Consider the following 18526-nt stretch of genomic DNA (forward strand, 5'->3'; position numbering starts at 1 on the left):
CATGTATATATAGTGGAAATATTCATGTTTCCACATTTTTAGGTCTCTTCCCCAAATAACCTTTTAATTAAACCAACGTTTAATTAATCTTGTTTCTGTTTCTTTTTTTTATTAGTTCAGCACTTATACTTATAGCAATTTCTTCTGATCCCTCTGCTGATATATCTATTCCAACTGGTGTATGTAGAAAATCAGGTATTAATTCAGGATACAATAATCGTTCTGTACGTTTTTTCGGACCAAGGATCCCAATATATTTTGGTGTTTTTTTATTAGGCTTTTCAAAACAGTTTGGTCCCATCTAAAATTATGGGTCATAATTAGAACAAAGCTATTTAAGGGTAAATCTTTTTGTTGAATATATACATGAGGAAATTCGATTATAAGTTCTTCTGCTGTTGGAAAGTTTTCTTTATTGCATCTTGCAGTTCGAGGGTCAATTAAACATACTATAAAGTCTAATTTTGATGCTATTTTAACTAGAGGTTCTATGTCAGTTCCTGCACCAAATATATAAAGGCGTTCCCTTTTTGTAAACATTTTTTGGATTAACCTTCTTTTTTTGCTTTTTTATATAAGATTGTATAATATTTAAAGTTAACAATGGCAAATAAAAATTCATGCTAAGAGGTGTTATTTTTGAATAATATTAGACTGACTAAAATGAGTCCTATAGATTTTAAAGAGTACTATGAGGATAAATTGGTAAGGTTTGCAATGGTATTAGAAGAAAATGTTCATGAGGTAGGGGAAATGGGAGAAACCCGGGCAAAAAATCAATTGGCATCATTATTGCCTGACGGTGTTTTAACTAAGAATCACCACTTCTATAACATTTTATTGAACGACAATGTTATTGGATTTTTGTGGATTAAGTTAGATATACAAAAACAAAGTGCTTTCTTATATGAAATCTATATTTTTGAAGAATATAGATCTAATGGATATGGAAAAAAAGTAATGTCAATAGTGGAGAGAATGCTGATTCAACAATCAATAATTTACTTTAAATTGCATGTTTTCGGCTCAAATACAAGAGCAATAGAACTTTATCATAATATTGGATTTAAAACTTTCGGAATTAATATGGTGAAAGAATTTAAGTAAATCTTTTCAACTATTCCTTTATGATTTGATCCTTCTTAATTGGATAAGGCCAAATATAAGAAGACTACCATTCGCTGGATTGGGTAGTTTTTTTATACGTTATATTTTAATTAAAGGTTTTTTTAAGTTGGCATAGAATAAGGTTTGATAAAAAAATTCTCTTCAATACTTATTTAGCGAATTGTAATTAGTATTGTAGCAATTATGTGTTTTTGATAGTCTATGGTTTCTTATACAACATTGTACATTCTAATTTTTGTTCCTGCCCATATTTTGTAACCATCATCTATGTTTCCTAAAGGAATCCATTTAGCTACTTCGATTTGCCTCTTTAACAATCTTTTAAACTAAACCTCCTTAGTCTAAACTTTACTTCAACGTAAAAATTAGTTTAGACTTTGGTGTCTTCTATTGATGTTTATCTTGTCGCATTTTGTTTATTCAACATAAGTAAAATAAACAAAATTATTTACATGTCCTAAATGAAAGCACACATTTAAATTAGATGTTAATCTCCCATACTTAAATAGTACTTTGTTTTTTTTCTCTAGAGTCTTTTGCTCAGGAAGTAAAAAGGTAAAAGTTGCACCAATTAGTAAAATAATTATCGATAGATAAAAAGAAGAATTATAATTGGCATGGAAATTATACATTAGACCTGGAACATATGCCCCTAATGCAGAACCTATTTGATGACTAAGAAATAGCCAGCCTAATGTACATTTGGTAGAACTGTCTAAAAAATATGGGTTAACTTAGTAAGTTGGCAAATCCATGTTGCTAAGCTTCCTCATTGCATGCTGAATAGGCAGCTATTATATTGAGGAGAGGATAAAAGAAATCAATAAATAACAAAAAGCATAAGCTATTTACGCCTACGCTTTTTCAAAAATTAATGTTAAGACATCGTTATTCTTTTACAAGCTACTTTTGCAGCTGGAATTGCAACACCAGCACCGAGTGCGGCATCTACTGATTCTCCCCAAGAACCACTGCTAGCCTTTATTTCGTTCCCTGCTGTCAAAACGCCTTCCGCTACAATTTCAACACAATCATAATAGTCTGGATTAGGATTACTTTCAAGATACTGTGCAGCTAATTCGTCTGCTTTTTTTTGTATTGAAAGTCGACCTTGTTCAGCCAATGAACTATAAACACTCTCAGCTTGCCCACCAAAATGTACTATTACGTCGTTAATGTCTCGACCAGTACGATGTATTTCTCCCATTTCAGATGACATATTTAGTCCTCCCAATCCTTGAAATTTGAACTTTTTAAGTTCACAAATATTTTATCCAACTGTGATTGGTCTTATCCATCAACAACTATTTCTTTTTGGTTTATATAAAAAATTCAACATGTTTGTTTGGAAATTTCCGTCTCTGGATTTGGACAAAAATTCCGAGACATATTCTAAAGAATTGCTTATTTAATGACTTTTCGGGTGTCCGTAGATTCATGTCCTCGTACAATATCTGTATTTTTCGGCTTCTATTTCCGAAGCTCGCTATATTTTTCATGTGAACGATAACACTTCTCTTTAACGATAATGGGATGATTTTGAACACATAATAATTATTTAGAAGATGTTCTTTTAGTTGTATTGTTTTAAATACTAGAACATACATTATCTTGCGGATAGCTATGCGTTGCACTTGCATCGCCCGATTTTTAAAAAGTACTACGCTATTCCAATCATAATAATTTAATCAATTTCCTATTTATATTTTTAAATACAATTTCATGGTTAATAAACTATATAATCATAACTTCTAAATCATATTCTAAATATGTAAAGTAAATTTGCTTTGCATCCCGTTTCCTTCTAAGGGTCACTCCATCCCAAGTGACCCTTCTTAATTTTTTTCTAAACAGAAGTGACAAACAAGCAATTCTTTTTATCTTTCCTTCATTTCTTTCAAGGTCACTTCGAACAAATAATTCGATTTTTATATAAAAATCGAATTATTTTTCTTTTTTAACCCATACTATCTATGTTTGAAAATGTTCAAATAAGAGAGGAAGAGCAAGTATGGGAATACTTAGTGGCAACCCAAAAGACGAGCCATTACACTACGGAGAAGTCTTTAGTATCTGGACACATCTCACTGTAAATTATGGCTTTATTGCCGGATATCAAACGTTTTACAATCATTCTGGTGATGAAGATTTAAGAAAAATAATCGAAGATATCATCGACACTTGTAAAGAAGAAGCAAAACAGTTAGAAAAAATATTAAAAACTAACGGTGTTGCTCTCCCCCCTGCACCACCGGAGAGACCAGTTGCACGAATAGAGGATATCCCTCCTGGTGCGAAATTCAATGATCCCGAAATTAGTGCAGCCCTAACAGGTGACCTTGCTGCGGGGTTAGTTACATGTAGTCAAGTTATGGGCATGTCAACTAGAGAGGATATTGCTTTAATGTACGCTCAATTCCACACAGGTAAAGCTCAACTCGGCGCAAAACTGTTACGTCTTAATAAGACCAAAGGCTGGTTAGTTCCCCCACCTATGCATGTGGCTTATCCAGAAAAATAGTATTTGATTAAACCTGACAAACCGTTCCCCAGTTTAACGCTGGGGTTTTTAACTGTTCTTTTAATTACGAGGTAATGTTATGCACATATTTTCATGGTTATCAAAAGGAACAAGTTTGTTATATTTCTTACCTTCGATTATTTTATTAATAGTTGTCATTTTAGTTTGTGTGAGAATCTACCTTGTAATATTCCTAAAAGCTCTTTCACCTAAAATATTTAAAATATTTTTGATACCTGTTGTCCTTTTAGGTTTGGGATTTTATGAGTTTTTTAGAGCTTTTTTTATACTCTATTTGCATTTAATTCTCAAATTGTTCATTAGGTTACTGTAGCATGGGATAACGCGCTTTTTTTCTTATTTCAATAAATGATTTTTTATAAAAATACTTTAAATATTGCTTACTCCATTTAGGATAACCTACGAATAATAAAGCATCTTTTGTACAAACTAATTTTTAGGAGGTGAAATACATGAATAAAAACAACCAAAATTTTAACTCGATGAACCAAGAATTTGGAAATGAAACTGATGTTAATCAAATTAGACAACAAATTCAACAAGCAGAAGCTAACAAAAAACAAGCTTCTGGTACAATGAACTCGATGAGCCAAGAATTCGGGAATGAAACTGATGTTAATCAAATTAAACAACAAATTCAACAAGCAGAAGCTAACAAAAAGCTAGCTTCTGGTCGATTTGAAAATAATAACAATACAAAATAATTGATTATCATCCCAAAACCGGCAATTTTTTTGCCGGTTTTCTCCATTATTTCTCCAAGCATATAGACTCGTATGATTATTTATTTTTAAATATACATGTCCATCAACTAAACCTACTCATGCCATAGTAGTGTTAGCAAATCAGCTTAGCTTCTACCTATTGTTTCGGATCACTCCATATATCATTCCCTCATTTTTTGACTTTTGCTATCCCTTCTATTCCCTTTTCTCCTGTACATTGTCCTCTTTAAAATCATATATTTTAAAAATAATACATACTTTGCATGTAAGGAGGAATTAACATCAAAAAGATCACCTTTTCCATTATTCTTTTGTTAATTACAATTGGCATCTACGTATTTTATAATCGTAATTCCCAATCTGTTACAGATATTTCCTCATATGCATTTGTGTCGAATTCCGAAGAACAACTAAAAGTAGTTGAAGAGATAAATAAAAAGATTGGAGAAGTTGAATTAACTAAAAAAATTATAAATGGTCTCGTAGAACACGGATTTTCTCCAGACAAAAGAATCCTCTATACAATTTATTCACCTGAAAATAAAGTTCTAACAATTTCACTATCTAACTTTGATAGGGATGATAAAACAATAAATAAAATAACTAACATTATTAATACTATTTCAAAAGAAAACAATCTCGGCACATTTTCAGTGGAGTTATCTGATACAAAAAAATAATATTAGCTGAAGATTCGAACAATACTTATCTCGATTGGGTTTGGCATTTCAATAACATTTATAATGAAAATATCTGCTGCTGTAGATACTTCTAGAAAAATCTATTGAAATGAACACCTAATAAAAATCCACTTTTTTTAATACCATTTGAACAGTTTACTTAATTGTTAACTGTTCTTTTTATTGCACATCCTTAAAGCTTGAATATTTTCACATAAATTGGAGGGATAAAATGTCTGGTAATTTACGTTTCTATACGCAAATTGTTTCAACAATTTTATTTGTCATTATTGTTTTCATGAATTTTTTAGGGTATTGGACAGCTGACAGATTCATTCAAATAGTATTTTTCTTTAGTATGATTTTCGCTGTTTTCAGTGTGGGTATTGAAACGGATAAAAAACTAAAAAACAGAAGCTGATTGGAATATTCTAACCGGTTTTTTACTGCACAATATAGTTTGGTATTAGTGATGGAAGTTAAAATTTTGCTTTGATAATAACCTGCATGTTCAAGTAGCCAGCCCGTTAATAAAAAAGAGCTGCAAATCAACTTAATGATCTTCAAATAAAGTTACTAAACTTCCTAAAAAATGGATTTCTGAAACAGATTCTAAGATTCTATTTGAACTACGAACTATTAACTAGAAAATCGCTTATTAAAGGAACACTATAAAGCATAATATAACAAGAATAATTAACACGAATCATACATATATTGATTTTAGTATTTCATATTAAAACAGAAGTCTACAACTATCCTAATGATGGAAATTAATATAAGAGAATTTTATTTTCACCTTTAAAAACTATCTATAAAGATTGGATGATGACAGTTATTGAAAAATCGGTTCTTGCTATGGTTATTTTACGCGTATTGTCTGGAAGTATTGAAGTAAGTGCTGGATTGTTGATGCTAAAGTTTAATAGTTTAGAAAAAGCATTCTATATTAATACAATGCTTGCTTTGGTTGGTCCAACAGTTTTAATCGTAACGACTGCCATTGCATTATTTGGACTAGCTGATAAAATTCCAGTGACGAGAATTATTTGCCTTTTTACAGGAATTACTCTTATTATTGTTAGCTCACATATTAAGTGATAATAAAGTCAATATTCGACAATCATAAATTTCTTCCAAAAGTATGTTTTGCAATTGATGTTAATTACATTATTTTAAATTGACACACTCTAACGGCTGCTCCATTAAAACGTACATATCAGTATACCAATGGTAGTAATGCAAATTGAACAAAGTTTCGCACTTTACGCATGGCGACTTTTATAGGCGTGTGACACGATGCGTTTTTATATGTATAAGTAACAGCTACTTGCACAAATTAATATTGAGTGTATCGCACACACTTATTCGGTTGTGGCGTTGGTTGACCGTCACATCCTCCCTCATTTAGGGTCACCTTAACTCAGTGACCCTTTTAAAATTTTCTTCTCAAATTGTAAAGGCTAAAGTTTTACCAAATCCTTGATCTCTTAGATTTTGGAAGGAAAACTTTTTGGTGAAATTGAAACTATGATGCTTTGAATTTTAAATTACGATTTACAGCTTTGAGCTTACTAAAACAATAAAAATAACGCTGTGAGAGCGATCTAGATTCAGTAACACGTACCGTTACCCATTTCGATCGCTCTCACAGCATAAAATAAAAGCTGCCATCCGTTTTTTTCGAAAGTCATGGAATATTTCCGAATTTAGTCTGTTTTTTCCAGATTGACTGATCAAAGTGAAAAATATAATTTTCTGAAAACTATTGACTAAAAAATAACTTATATACGATATATCCGACAAATAACAACAAAATTAATGCAATCGACTCTTTCCAACCCATACCAGTTAAATTACCGCCAATGCCTCTATTAATTCCATCATTTAAAGAACCAGTAGGATTATTTTTAAGTTCATTTTGTCTTAAACGCTCTCTTTTTTCTTCTGGTGTTTCCTTTGAATCCATGTGATACACCTCCAAAAAATTATTAGCTTATTTATAACACATATGGTTTTAAAAGTGTTAATTACGGATTATCTACCTTCCATTTTTTTAATTGAAACCCGAAAAAAGCCTTTACCGATTTTATGCCTATTAAACCGCTCTAATTTTCGAACATGCTTAGTTGGGATAGCCAATTTTATGGCTGTCCATGGAACAGAATTACCCCTTTTTCTTGCGATATACAAATTATTTTATATATATCTATTTTATAATGGTTTTTACTATTCCTCGTCTAATTAGAGATCTCGTAACTTGGCTAATATTTGCTCACGTTCTTGTGCAAAATGGGCTTTCTTCTCTTCTGTTAATTCTTCCTGCTCATGATGAGTCGTAACCATGCAGATACTACTTACTGCTAAGGTTCGAATCCCTTCTGGCTAATGAAAAGTTCATCTTCCGAAAAATACTGCCGCATTCGTTTATAAACCATTTGATAGACGGATGGATGATACCATTCTTCCATTTCCAGATTTCTATATAACGCTTGTAAGCCCATCCTGTGTGTGCGTTTACCACCACTGCCGTCCCCCATAAAATAATCATCAATACATACTCGGTTAACCAATGGACGTAATATTTCTGCAAACCGCTCGCTACTTGGTAATACGGGAGCGATCGCAACCTGTGCAGGAATACCGGCTTCAGCAAGCTGTTGGAGTGTTTTAAGCCTTGCCGGAATAGGAGGAGCAAAGGGCGTAAAATGCTTACGAATATCTTCCCTATCTGTCTCTACTGTCATACTTACCCGAACTTTATCTTTAAAATGTTGCAGTAAATCAATATCTCGACTTACTAATGGGCTTCTAGTCTGTACTAATAGGAAGTCAGGGGGATCTTCCACCATAACTTCTAGTAAAGATCGCGTCACTTTTTCCTGATACTCAATTGGTTGATATGGATCTGTACTTGATGACATAAAAATGGTTACATTTCCTTTAGATTTGGCGCGATGGAGCTCCTTTTTTAATAAATTCGCAGCTCCGTTTTTAACATCAACCCAATTTCCCCATTCTCCTTCTCGAAAAAGAGCTACAGGCATTTCGCGTACATAACAATAGGAACACCCAAATGAACAGCCTGTATAAGGATTTAGGGAATGTGTATATCCAGAAAGAAAGCCAGTCCCTTTATTCAAAATGGTTTTCGGACTTTTATAAAATAATTCACTTTTCATGATGAACCTCCATTCAATCTAATACCTCGGCGTAATTGCGTTCAAACTTTGAATTGCGCTTGCACAATTAACTCCATTCAAAATTTGTGACATCCGCCGGAGGCTTAACTTGAATCAGCAGGGAGTTTGGACCCCCTCCTGATTTATATGTATCTTCGTATTCATCCCTCCATTTATAGAAGTGGGCGACTTCTGCTGAATCAAGTTAAACGGCAATAATTACTCATTGCTAGATGAACCTCGTTTTTCTAGATCCAGGAGCAGCGTCTTCATTTCTAAACCGCCCCGATAGCCAGTTAATGAGCCATTCTTTCCTATTACACGATGGCATGGTACAGTCATTAATATCGGATTAGCTCCAATAGCCGCGCCTACAGCACGAACAGCTGCTGGCTTATTTATCTTATTTGCAATGTCGGAATAGGATGACGTCCGTCCATAAGGAATTTCACAAAGTGCATTCCAGACTGCTAGCTGAAATGGCGTACCTATGTACTCAAATGGAACAGTAAAGGTTTTGCGCTTTCCTTCTAAATACTGAGTGATTTCAATAACATAAGGTTCAAGCTTTGCATCATCTTCAACAAGAGGACTTCCTGGAAAGCGTTTCTTAGCCCATTCGAACAATTCCTCGAATGGTTTGTTCGGTGAACCTACAAACACAAGCCCCTTTGAAGTTGCAGCAATATAAAAATGCCAATCTTTAAACTTAAGTAAAGACCAATAAAGGGTTGGTTTATTCCTTGTTTCCATTGTACTTTTCCTCCATTTTACTCATTTGACGAAATTGTGCTGGTGTCTGTCCAGTTTTCTTTTTAAATAAAGTAATAAAATAAGCCGCGTTAGCCATACCCACACATATGGCGATATCTCCAATCGCTTTATTTGTCTGAATTAAATACTTTTTTGCCGCGCGTACTCTCACTTGTTGTATATACTCAACCGGCGTAATGCCTTTAATCTTTTTAAATGTTCGATGCATATGATACGGACTCCCGTGACAAATAGTTGCTAACGATTCTAGCGTTAATTTTTCTGTGAAATTTTTATCAATGTATTCAGTAATTAAATTAACCCACTCGCTATCTGGCAGATTTTCATTAGTAGGCTTACACCGTTTACAAGGGCGAAAATTTGCGCGGAGGGCTTGTTCTGCGTTTGAAAAAATGCATACATTTTCTTTTTTCGGAACGCGAGATTTACAGGATGGTTTACAGAATATCCCTGTCGATTTTACAGCGTAGAAAAATTGATGATTGTACGCTGTATCATTATTTAGTATTGCTTGCCACTTTTCATCTGTTATCATTTCTGTATCGTTCAAAGTGCTATAACCATCGTTTTCTTGATGTCCGTTATTAATTCTATTCGGCATTTATCTCACCTCTCCTTACAATATACTCCCTATAACTTCAGAATGTACAATTCTGGGAATAGAATCGCAAGATTTTGAAGTTTAATTTTTATTTAGAGTCGTGAAAAATAATTCCAAGACCGTATCGTTCTCCAAAAGTAACCGTACTTACGCCGTGACGAACCGTATTTTTATAATATCCTTTTTTGCCTAGAACAGGTCTGTAATTTGTAGGAAAGATCAGCGCACTGCCTTGTTCTAAAGTAATGACATGTCCCCTACTCTGAGCACGAGGAATTTGTTCCACTAATAGCGATTCTCCACCACCAAAGTCTTTATCTCGTTGATTTAATACAAATACTACTTGAAACGGGAAAAATATGTCGCCATATATATCTTGATGCAAACAATTAAACCCGCCTGTTTCATACTTTAATAATAAAGGTGTCGGTCTCGTTTGTTCATATTCTTCACAAGTGTTCAAAAAATCTTGAAGATGATCTGGAAACTGTTCGTTTTTTTTAAAATAACCGAACCATCGATTAGCTGTTTTGGCCAATTCTAGATAAAAGGACTCTCTTAAACGTTGGATGATTTCAGGCAATGGATAGGAAAAATATTTGTACTCCCCATTCCCAAAGCGATATCTCGTCATATTGATTGTCGTTCTGTATGGTTCTTCCTCATAATACAATTTTATGAACAATTCACATTCCTCTTTTGTTAAAATTGCTGGAAGCTTTGCAAATCCTTGCTCATCTAATTCATTTTGAATGGAATCCCAATTTAAGTTCTCGACGCGTGTTTTAATATCTTGGACCATTTTTATCACTCCCTTAAGCATTCTTGATAAATAACACTATAACCTCATAAATAGAAAAAAATAAGGTGTTTAGAATGTAATAGCAAGATAACAAAATTAGGTAAGATAATTATGTGATAAAGTAAAATTACAATAGAAAATCGTCTTTAGATGAGGAGAATGGAAAAATGACATGGCATGAAGTCAATGATGATATTGTAATCACATTACCTGGAAATTTCGACATGAATGCTAACCTAGGCTATTTAACAAGGGAAAAAAATGAATGTATGTATGAAATAGAGAACGATAAAATTACAAAAGTTATTGCCATAGGAGACATTCGGTCCTTAGTACAGATCAGCGTAATCAATCATAAACAAATGGTTGTTCAATTCCTAAATGATTGTAGACCTATTGAAAAGTGGAAGCGGGAGGAGATTGTTAAATATATTCAAGAATGGTTTGATCTTGATAACGATTTAACGCCATTTTATGAAATGGCAAAGGCAGACCCATTACTTAAAATGCCCGCCGAAAAATTTTACGGAATGCGAGTTATAGGCATTCCTGATTTATTTGAAGCATTATGTTGGGGGGTTTTAGGGCAACAAATTAACTTAGCGTTCGCGTACGCCTTAAAGAAACAATTTGTAGAAGGATTTGGGGATTCAATCGAATGGAATGGTAAAAAGTATTGGGTGTTCCCATCGTACGAACGAATTGCACAGTTAACAACTACCGACCTAGCAGATATTAAAATGACGGTGAAAAAAAGTGAATATATTATTGGAATTGCTAAATTAATGGCAAGTGGAGAATTATCGAGGGAGAAATTAATGAACATGAACTTTAAAGATGCTGAGAAGAGCTTAATTAAAATACGAGGGATCGGCCCATGGACAGCCAATTATGTTCTCATGCGCTGCCTAAGGTTCCAGACAGCTTTCCCAATCGATGATGTGGGTCTTATTAATTCGATAAAACTTTTACGTAATATGGATCGAAAGCCGACGAAAGATGAAATCTTAGAAATATCGTTTCCATGGAAAAACTGGGAATCATACGCTACCTTTTATTTATGGCGTGTCCTATACTGAATAATTATAACTTTATTAAGAAAGGAATCATCTTACTACGGTGATTCCTTTCTATTTTTGCCTGGAATATTACCAAAATATAAATTGTTGTACAGCTCATTTAATTTTCAATTTCGTTTTTTAACAATTTTTCTTTTTTTCCTACCTCATCTATAAGATGGTTTGGTTATTGCTGTCACTTGTTCAACGCCTGTAGCTGTTCCTTTCGTTGATTTTTGTATAGCTGTTCTATGTAGTCCAAACTGCTGGATTATCAATATCATCCACTTGTAGAGCATTCATTCCATCAGTTTGGTAGATAGTCTAACTTGTTTTTCTGCCAGATTCAATGAATGAATAATATTTTTAGAGTAGAACGATGTTACCGACAACATTCTATTTTTATTACGAATTACTACTTTTTCTTCTTCTCCTTCCCATTGAATTTGAATAGGTACATTATTAGGAAGGGCATCACACGGACCGCCGCATTTTACATGAATTTCAAATTCCTCTTCGTTTTTAAATTCACCATTGCCAAATGTGGGGTTGTGAGAAGCTTCATATATTTCGTATTTAAAATTTAATGGTTTATTTTCTTGTCCAATATAAGAGATGACATAGCGTCTATTGCTTTCCATTTCGCTTGCCATTTTTACATACCAATTATCACTTTTTCCTTCAAAATATTGTTTTTTAAATTCTGGCTGACTTGGTTTTTTTTCATTTGCACAAGCAGCAAGTAGCATCATTAATATAAGACTTCCAATCAGCAATAAAATTTTCTTACTATCTACTCTAATAATTGATCATCACCCTTCCCGATATATGGTCACCTAAATGTTCTATTTACTGTAAAATTTCAATTTCAAATGGTAACTTTGTTTCTTTATTTTTATGTTAAGGATCCCTCTTTTAAAATCACAAACCAGAAAGTTAACACAATGTTTGCAACTAATGTATGTATTACATATGTTGAAGATATTGGGTGAATATACTTTAAATAGTAATTACCATAATTTATATGAATAATCCCTTTATGAACGGTAAATTAGGAGCACTATCCGATAATTCGAATGAGTTATGACAATATTATGTAAACTACAATTATTTATGATAGAGTGATTCTTCAACTACTCATAAATATCTTTAATGACCTTAACGGATCTACAACAGCTAATTTACATTGTTAGTAACTTCAAGTCTGAGACGATCTGAACTCGTTTTCTTTAACATGGAAGAAGATAATAGATAGAAATAGAAAAAAGAACGGATATTGCCCCTTCATCCACATTTAATCCCGCTTCTGGCATCCTTTCAACGTTTTTTAAGATTACATCAAATTTATCCAACTGGAACCTGTTTTCCTGAAGCCCTTGCTGCAGCGACTCTCTGCGCTTAAATACAATAAGTTTAAATGAAGGCGATACCCTTCTTCTTTCTAACCTACATATTATGTCAATCCTCTTTCTTCAAATGATCTTGTTCCAAGAGCTTACCTTTGTTTAATGATCATTTTTAAATAAATCCCCGCTTTAAGTCCAAAGCATTTTTGTAGGATGTTTTCTCAATGATCGTTTAATATAGATTATTGCTCTTTGATGTTGACTTAGTAGAAAAAGAAGATGTTTTTTTACAGTGCAGAAGTTATATATGGGGATATATCGACGATTGTGGAAGAGGTAATAGAAAAGAGCATGTTCTTTACTTTAGTAGTAAAAAGCATGCTCTTTAAGTAATTATTTTTATATTGTAATAAAAGTCTGATTTATGTTTATGATATTGGATTTCGTCAGTAGGCACCTTAGCTATTCATCGATAGCATTCGGCTACTTTATTACCAGCACTTTTTTGTAAATTAGCTTTGATCAGGTTCTATATAGTATGGATTTATATGAATAAGGACTTCCCCAACATCTGGGTATTTATTTAATAGTTCATTTTTTATATCACGAGCTATATCATGGCCTTGTTTAATAGTTAAATCATGATTAAGTGAAAGTCGAACGTCTAAAATCTTATAGTGACCGTGTTCTCTTGCACGAATTTTGTCTATTCGTTTTACTTGATAAAATTCATGAATAGTAGCTTCATAACCGTCTAAAAGATACTGCTCCACGCTTTTTTCCATTAAAATATCAACAGAAGGTCTAACTAATTCCATTGCGATTCTAAAAATAAAATAAGCTACTAAAGCACTTGCGATTGCGTCCGCGTATAACAAATATGTCCATCCAATTGCATTTCCTATAATCGCTAAGAGGACGCCTATAAATGCTGCAAGGGAAGCAATAATATCTCCTTTATGATCATAAGCAATCGCTATTATAGCCTTACTATTCCATTTTTTTCCTTGTTTTATGGAGTATCTATATAATATTTCTTTCGCTATGTAAGAAATTATAGCTACAATCAATGCACTGTACTGTGGTACACCGGGTTGGTCAAAAAATGCTAAAATTGCTTCTATGAATATATAGAGTGATACTAATATTAAAATAATGCCAACGATTGCTTCACTTATCACCTCTGCTTTACCATGCCCAAAGGGATGATCCTTATCGGGTGGTTTATTAGAGATACCTACAACTGCTAGCACAGCAATCGAAGCTACTACATCTGCCCCAGAGTGAATTCCGTCTGCAAATACAGCCTCACTACCTCCAAAAAGACCAAAGAAGATTTTACCTATCATTAGCATTAGGTTGGATACAAGTGCAATCCATGCAACTTTTTTGCTAATTTGTTCTCTCTCACTAACCATTTATTTCTCCTCCGATTAAGAGTTGTAATACTAAAAAATGAGGGGAGAAATTCTCCTCAAATCCCCTTAACCTACTTCATTCAATTAATACTCAACTATAATATCAGACGAATATCGAGTGGGTCTACAACAACCTTTTTTACCATTACTAAATAAATTTAGATTATAAAAATAAGTTGCCTCAGACCAAATTAAACAACGCGTACTTACTGTTCTTTTCTCTTTCGAATATCCTTCAAATTTATTAACGTGTTATTGCAAACTTTAACGTTAGATTTTACAATTGGTATATATTGTATTTTTGAGAGTCGGGAGTGTGAATTGAAATATCAACTATTAACAAAAATAATGTTATTCCAATCGCTGTTTTTTGTGGTCAGCCTCGCTGGACTATATGGGTGACCTATGGTTGGTGTGTGTTGGCACTAATTTTAGCCGGCGTCTACTTCTTTTGGGCGAGTGGTGGAATGGTCGGTCTTCCTCCTGTTAGCTATGGTCAAGAAATCAGTGAACTGTTCTATAGTTCTATCTTCCGAGGATATGCGTTAATTGCGGGCAGCATTTGTATCCTCTCCATCCCGGGGCACTTGCTATGGTACAATCTTGGGGTAAAAAACTCCCAAGCTGGCTTCTCCTCATCGTTGCCTGGTCAACGTGTACGGTATTACTATTTGGAATATCGACGGGCCTAATTGTCATTGATGCTCTTCGTCTCTTTGGTTTCATTCCTTTGTCGGTGGATAAACCCGGTTTTATCATTAGAGGACTCTTCTTAACAGGAGGAATTTTATGGAGCGTAAGAACACTTATTTATCAGCGCTGGCTACGTCATGCTTGCCTTTTCTGTGGTCGGGTCACTACGCCTTCATCTCCTCGATGGAGAAGATTTGCAAGAAATGCCGGTTATCTCTCGTGTATTCCCGCCTTGTTCTATGGAGGATTAAAAGTATATTGGAGTGCAGGGGGATCGTTAGGCTACATTAATAGAGAAGTCGCACTAGCTACAGGACATGTGGGCCAGTTTGATTTCACCGCAATTTTAGCCGCTCTTGCAGTAGTTCTTGCTCTAGCATTGATTCAACCATGGGGTGAGAAATTGCCACGCTGGCTTGTGCTTTTCATCGCCTTTGTAGCGTGTACATTGTTAACAATTGGAGGAATCGTTGGTCTTGCGACAGTACTGTTTCAAATAGGGAATTCCACATACCTTCCAACTGCTATGGGTGGACTGATTTTCCCTATATTCATCATCATTTATACATGCTTCTTATTTTGGGGTATTATGCTGTGTATAGCCGCTTGTTTCTATGCACAAAGGACACATCGCTCGTGTAAACACTGTCAAATGGCGGCTAGATGAATGAAAAGAAGCTATTTTGAAAAAGATAATCAAAATAGCTTCTTTGCAGGTTTATTAAAACTTAGGAATATTATTGTATCCTTCGATGATATCCCCAAATCCTTGGTTGATGAGAAGGTCCGCTACCGGTCGAAGAATTTCCTGTTTACTTTCCACGAGATATTGAGCTTTTGAGCGAATGAGTTGATCAAACATTTCACTTCGTTTTTCTCCAACAGCTTCCCAACATTGTTGAGACTTCAGTAAATCTCCTAACGTCAAGAGAGGATAATCAATTCCGTCAAAAGTGAAATCACCATTCACTTGATACCAGACATCTCCATTCTCTCGTAACCATTTTTCTCCGATGTTTTCAATACCCCGTCTCATATTTCTAGCTACGTCTAAATACGATGCTTCTTTTGTTTGTTGATAAGATTCTAGTAGGAAATTCATTTCTCCTAAAGCATGATTTAAAGATGTATGTGTCTTCTTTGTCTGCTGGGGAGAATAATAATCGGTCACAAGATAACCACCTTCAGGAACTTCGATTATGTTGCCATTTTTCGTCTGATCGACCAAAAAATCTGCGTAGGTGATCATCGAGTTTTTAAGTTCTTTGATGTCAAGCATGTCCCCTGTGTTTTTTAGGAATAGCGCGACATTCTCGTTATGCCTAGTATCGGTATAGGGCGCTTGGATGCCATAATCTTTTTTCAACCACGTACTCGTATACTCCGTTTCCCATAACCCTTTGTGATCTCCTTGAAAAATAAATAAGTTGGCAACAGAATTTAGTAGCAAATCGTAGTAGTATCGCTCCTGTGTAGTTTCATAGTAATTTAACGCTTTTTTATCTTGAACCCTCACCAGGTTTCGTCCATATCCTAATTTTGTTTCTGGTTCGATTGACCATGGAAGTTTTGAATAAGGCCCTTCTGCTGTATACCATTTGTTCGTTTCTTTGTATTGTTTAGTACTTTGGCTAATCCATTCATCAAGCGCTTCTTGTTTTTTAAATAGAGGCTCTTTAGATAGTAACAACCAGTTTTCAGATATATCATTTCCAACTGATTGAAGTGGAAGCGTTACAGTAAGGCCATTATCATCATGCATTAATTTTAAGTCCTTTTTTTCACTCGTCAATTCTCGGACAACACTGTTGTCCCCGTTCTCATAGTTGGTTTTTAGTTCTTTCGATATGTAGTTTCGGCTTATCATCATATTGGTCACTAAGTTTTCGTGTTCCTTTACTGTTAACAGGCCGATAGGATAGGTGGTTGGATCTACACCGTATACATGATCGTGCTCATGTTGAATTTCCTGGCGTTCGAAATCTGTCAAATCATACTTTATATTTCCGCTTATGGGGTACGATATCGAGGCACTATACCCTTTACTGCTTTTGTTTTGTAATTGAGTGAAAATGAAGAAATCCCTATTATCGATTTCTCGAACAGTGACCTTGATGGAACCCATGTTTTCCCCATCTTCAAATAAATTATAAATCGTTGTTTGATCTGTTGAACGAATATGTGATTTATTTGAACTTTTGGTTTTTTGTAGTAGTAAACCATTGGCTTCCAAATGTAATTGTTCAGAGTTTGGTAATTCTAGTGAAACGCTCTCCTTAAGTTCAATTTTTTGATTGTCATCATCTTTTAATGACCATGTTATAAAGATAATGACGGCTAACACGAAACATAAAATGCTACTCCAGATTTTTCTTTTAAACAATTTTCCCCTCCAAAATGTACCGATTTTTCAACATAAAAGTCACCTAAATTATACCAGTGTAGAATAAGAAAAACAATTTTTCGACCATAACTAGTTAACATAATTATAATTTTGAGAAATTAAATAAACCCATTCAAAGCAATTCCAGACGAATTATGCTAAGGATAACAATTATTCGTGTTTTTTACTGGTTCTAGATTTAGTCGAGGGACGAATAGCATTTTTATCGATATAATACGAATAATTAAAAAAGAAATTTTGTAATCAAATCGTCTTTACTAAATGCATTACTACAAATCCCCTTCTTTAATTAATACGCACTTAAACATTCTTAGTAAGCGAAATCGTGAGAAAAATATGTAATGGCATGATACCGAAAAAATGATAAAAAAAATTCCTTTAATGCACACTTTCGGAGTACCGAAAACCAACAAAAGAATCTTTCTAAATACATAAAATCAATTCTATATTCATAACATTTCTTACATTAAAAATCTCAAAAAAAGCTTAGGAACAACTCCTAAGCCTTTCTATTATTGAGTAATGCTTGATTTGAAACCAGATTTTTTAAATGGCTAATTTAAATAAACTCATTCTGAAAAATATTAATCAAAATGGAGTTTAACCTTTTTTATTTAGTATTAGATTTTTAATAAAGTTTGATTATTTTTGTACTCCTGATTTCACTAAAGCCTCCGTTAGCTTAAGTGTATCCATTCACAAATGTGCAAATAAGAGTGCTGAGTAAGGTCTATCAAGCAAGAGTATAAGAATATTAAAGAATGCGAAGTTTAATACCGAAAACACCTGATGAAAAAAAACAAATACTCAAAATCAAGAATGTGATTCCTGTTATAATTGAAATTAATCCAATAGCATATTCGACTTTATCTTTAAAAATTTTGCATAAGATTTTATAAAAAACAACTCCAAAGAATCCTCCTAATCCATTCAAAATTATATCATCAATGTCAGTAGCACCTACTTTAAATGAGTATTGCAAGATCTCAACTGCCACACTAATAAGAACGCTCCATAAAGTGTTAATGAATATCCTTTTATTGTGATTGAACAAAATCAAATAGATACCTAATGGTATAAATAAAACAATATTACCCAGTACATTAATTAATGAAATAATACCACCATTAGATAAGTAATCTGTTATAGTATAAAACGGTATAAGATTTACAG

18 protein-coding genes and 1 pseudogene are annotated in these 18526 nt (G+C 33.7%); 8 read left to right on the plus strand and 11 right to left on the minus strand.

Annotation, left to right across the window (positions count from 1 at the left end):
• Positions 1-79 precede the first annotated feature (79 nt).
• Positions 80-540, minus strand: a pseudogene (locus PVA17_RS25400) (XdhC family protein).
• Between the two features lie 99 nt (positions 541-639).
• On the opposite strand from PVA17_RS25400, the gene PVA17_RS21615 reads away from it, so the two are divergent.
• Positions 640-1107 carry a GNAT family N-acetyltransferase gene (locus PVA17_RS21615; protein ID WP_274068925.1) on the plus strand — a complete coding sequence of 156 codons (468 nt, stop codon included), beginning with the start codon at positions 640-642 and terminating at the stop codon, positions 1105-1107.
• Between the two features lie 898 nt (positions 1108-2005).
• Here PVA17_RS21615 and PVA17_RS21625 read toward each other — a convergent pair.
• Positions 2006-2347, minus strand: a complete 342-nt coding sequence (locus PVA17_RS21625; protein WP_274068926.1) for a hypothetical protein — start codon at positions 2345-2347, stop codon at positions 2006-2008.
• A 792-nt stretch (positions 2348-3139) separates the two neighbouring features.
• Between PVA17_RS21625 and PVA17_RS21630 the strand changes: the two genes are divergently transcribed.
• The 5 genes from PVA17_RS21630 to PVA17_RS21650 all read left to right on the plus strand — a co-directional run bounded on the left by PVA17_RS21630 (position 3140) and on the right by PVA17_RS21650 (position 6176).
• Positions 3140-3649, plus strand: a complete 510-nt coding sequence (locus tag PVA17_RS21630; protein ID WP_132362254.1) for a DUF3231 family protein — start codon at positions 3140-3142, stop codon at positions 3647-3649.
• Between the two features lie 473 nt (positions 3650-4122).
• Positions 4123-4374, plus strand: a complete 252-nt coding sequence (locus PVA17_RS21635) for a gamma-type small acid-soluble spore protein (RefSeq protein ID WP_274068927.1) — start codon at positions 4123-4125, stop codon at positions 4372-4374.
• A 410-nt stretch (positions 4375-4784) separates the two neighbouring features.
• On the plus strand, positions 4785-5075 hold the full coding sequence (locus tag PVA17_RS21640; RefSeq protein WP_132362258.1) for a hypothetical protein: 291 nt from the start codon (positions 4785-4787) through the stop codon (positions 5073-5075).
• 232 nt (positions 5076-5307) lie between these two features.
• Positions 5308-5496: a hypothetical protein gene (locus PVA17_RS21645; RefSeq protein WP_132362260.1), complete on the plus strand. Its 189-nt coding sequence runs from the start codon at positions 5308-5310 to the stop codon at positions 5494-5496.
• A gap of 404 nt (positions 5497-5900) precedes the next feature.
• The gene (locus PVA17_RS21650) at positions 5901-6176 is read left to right on the plus strand and encodes a YqhV family protein (protein WP_274068928.1); all 276 of its coding nucleotides are present in this window, start codon (positions 5901-5903) and stop codon (positions 6174-6176) included.
• A gap of 664 nt (positions 6177-6840) precedes the next feature.
• On the opposite strand, the gene PVA17_RS21655 is transcribed toward PVA17_RS21650, so the two are convergent.
• The 5 genes from PVA17_RS21655 to PVA17_RS21675 all read right to left on the minus strand — a co-directional run bounded on the left by PVA17_RS21655 (position 6841) and on the right by PVA17_RS21675 (position 10434).
• Entirely contained in the window at positions 6841-7044 is a 204-nt protein-coding gene (locus PVA17_RS21655) for a DUF6366 family protein (protein WP_132362264.1), read from the minus strand.
• 394 nt (positions 7045-7438) lie between these two features.
• Positions 7439-8257 (minus strand): SPL family radical SAM protein, encoded by an 819-nt coding sequence (locus PVA17_RS21660; protein WP_132362266.1) that lies wholly within the window; start codon positions 8255-8257, stop codon positions 7439-7441.
• 219 nt (positions 8258-8476) lie between these two features.
• Entirely contained in the window at positions 8477-9010 is a 534-nt protein-coding gene (adaB, locus tag PVA17_RS21665) for a methylated-DNA--[protein]-cysteine S-methyltransferase (RefSeq protein WP_274068929.1), read from the minus strand.
• Positions 8994-9632 (minus strand): bifunctional transcriptional activator/DNA repair enzyme AdaA, encoded by a 639-nt coding sequence (locus tag PVA17_RS21670; protein WP_274068930.1) that lies wholly within the window; start codon positions 9630-9632, stop codon positions 8994-8996. The genes adaB and PVA17_RS21670 overlap by 17 nt, the downstream gene beginning before the upstream one ends.
• Positions 9633-9720: 88 nt before the next feature.
• Entirely contained in the window at positions 9721-10434 is a 714-nt protein-coding gene (locus tag PVA17_RS21675; RefSeq protein ID WP_132362272.1) for a 2OG-Fe(II) oxygenase, read from the minus strand.
• A 167-nt stretch (positions 10435-10601) separates the two neighbouring features.
• Here PVA17_RS21675 and PVA17_RS21680 point away from each other — a divergent pair, with 167 nt between their 5' ends.
• The gene (locus tag PVA17_RS21680; RefSeq protein WP_132362274.1) at positions 10602-11513 is read left to right on the plus strand and encodes a DNA glycosylase; all 912 of its coding nucleotides are present in this window, start codon (positions 10602-10604) and stop codon (positions 11511-11513) included.
• A 278-nt stretch (positions 11514-11791) separates the two neighbouring features.
• Here PVA17_RS21680 and PVA17_RS21685 read toward each other — a convergent pair whose 3' ends face one another.
• Both PVA17_RS21685 and PVA17_RS21690 read right to left on the minus strand, forming a co-directional pair.
• Positions 11792-12244: a hypothetical protein gene (locus PVA17_RS21685; RefSeq protein WP_274068931.1), complete on the minus strand. Its 453-nt coding sequence runs from the start codon at positions 12242-12244 to the stop codon at positions 11792-11794.
• 1106 nt (positions 12245-13350) lie between these two features.
• Positions 13351-14256, minus strand: coding sequence for a cation diffusion facilitator family transporter (locus PVA17_RS21690; RefSeq protein ID WP_274068932.1), 906 nt, complete (start codon positions 14254-14256; stop codon positions 13351-13353).
• Between the two features lie 592 nt (positions 14257-14848).
• On the opposite strand from PVA17_RS21690, the gene PVA17_RS21695 reads away from it, so the two are divergent.
• Complete coding sequence (locus tag PVA17_RS21695) at positions 14849-15616, plus strand: hypothetical protein (protein WP_274068933.1); 768 nt, start codon at positions 14849-14851, stop codon at positions 15614-15616.
• Positions 15617-15670: 54 nt separating this feature from the next.
• Here the strand turns inward: PVA17_RS21695 and PVA17_RS21700 are convergent, their stop codons facing one another.
• Positions 15671-17332 (minus strand): hypothetical protein, encoded by a 1662-nt coding sequence (locus PVA17_RS21700; protein WP_274068934.1) that lies wholly within the window; start codon positions 17330-17332, stop codon positions 15671-15673.
• A 775-nt stretch (positions 17333-18107) separates the two neighbouring features.
• On the minus strand, positions 18108-18526 hold a 419-nt coding region (locus tag PVA17_RS21705; RefSeq protein WP_274068935.1), incomplete at its 5' end, for a VanZ family protein.

Source organism: Lysinibacillus sp. CNPSo 3705 (assembly GCF_028674935.1).
Classification (GTDB): domain Bacteria; phylum Bacillota; class Bacilli; order Bacillales_A; family Planococcaceae; genus Lysinibacillus.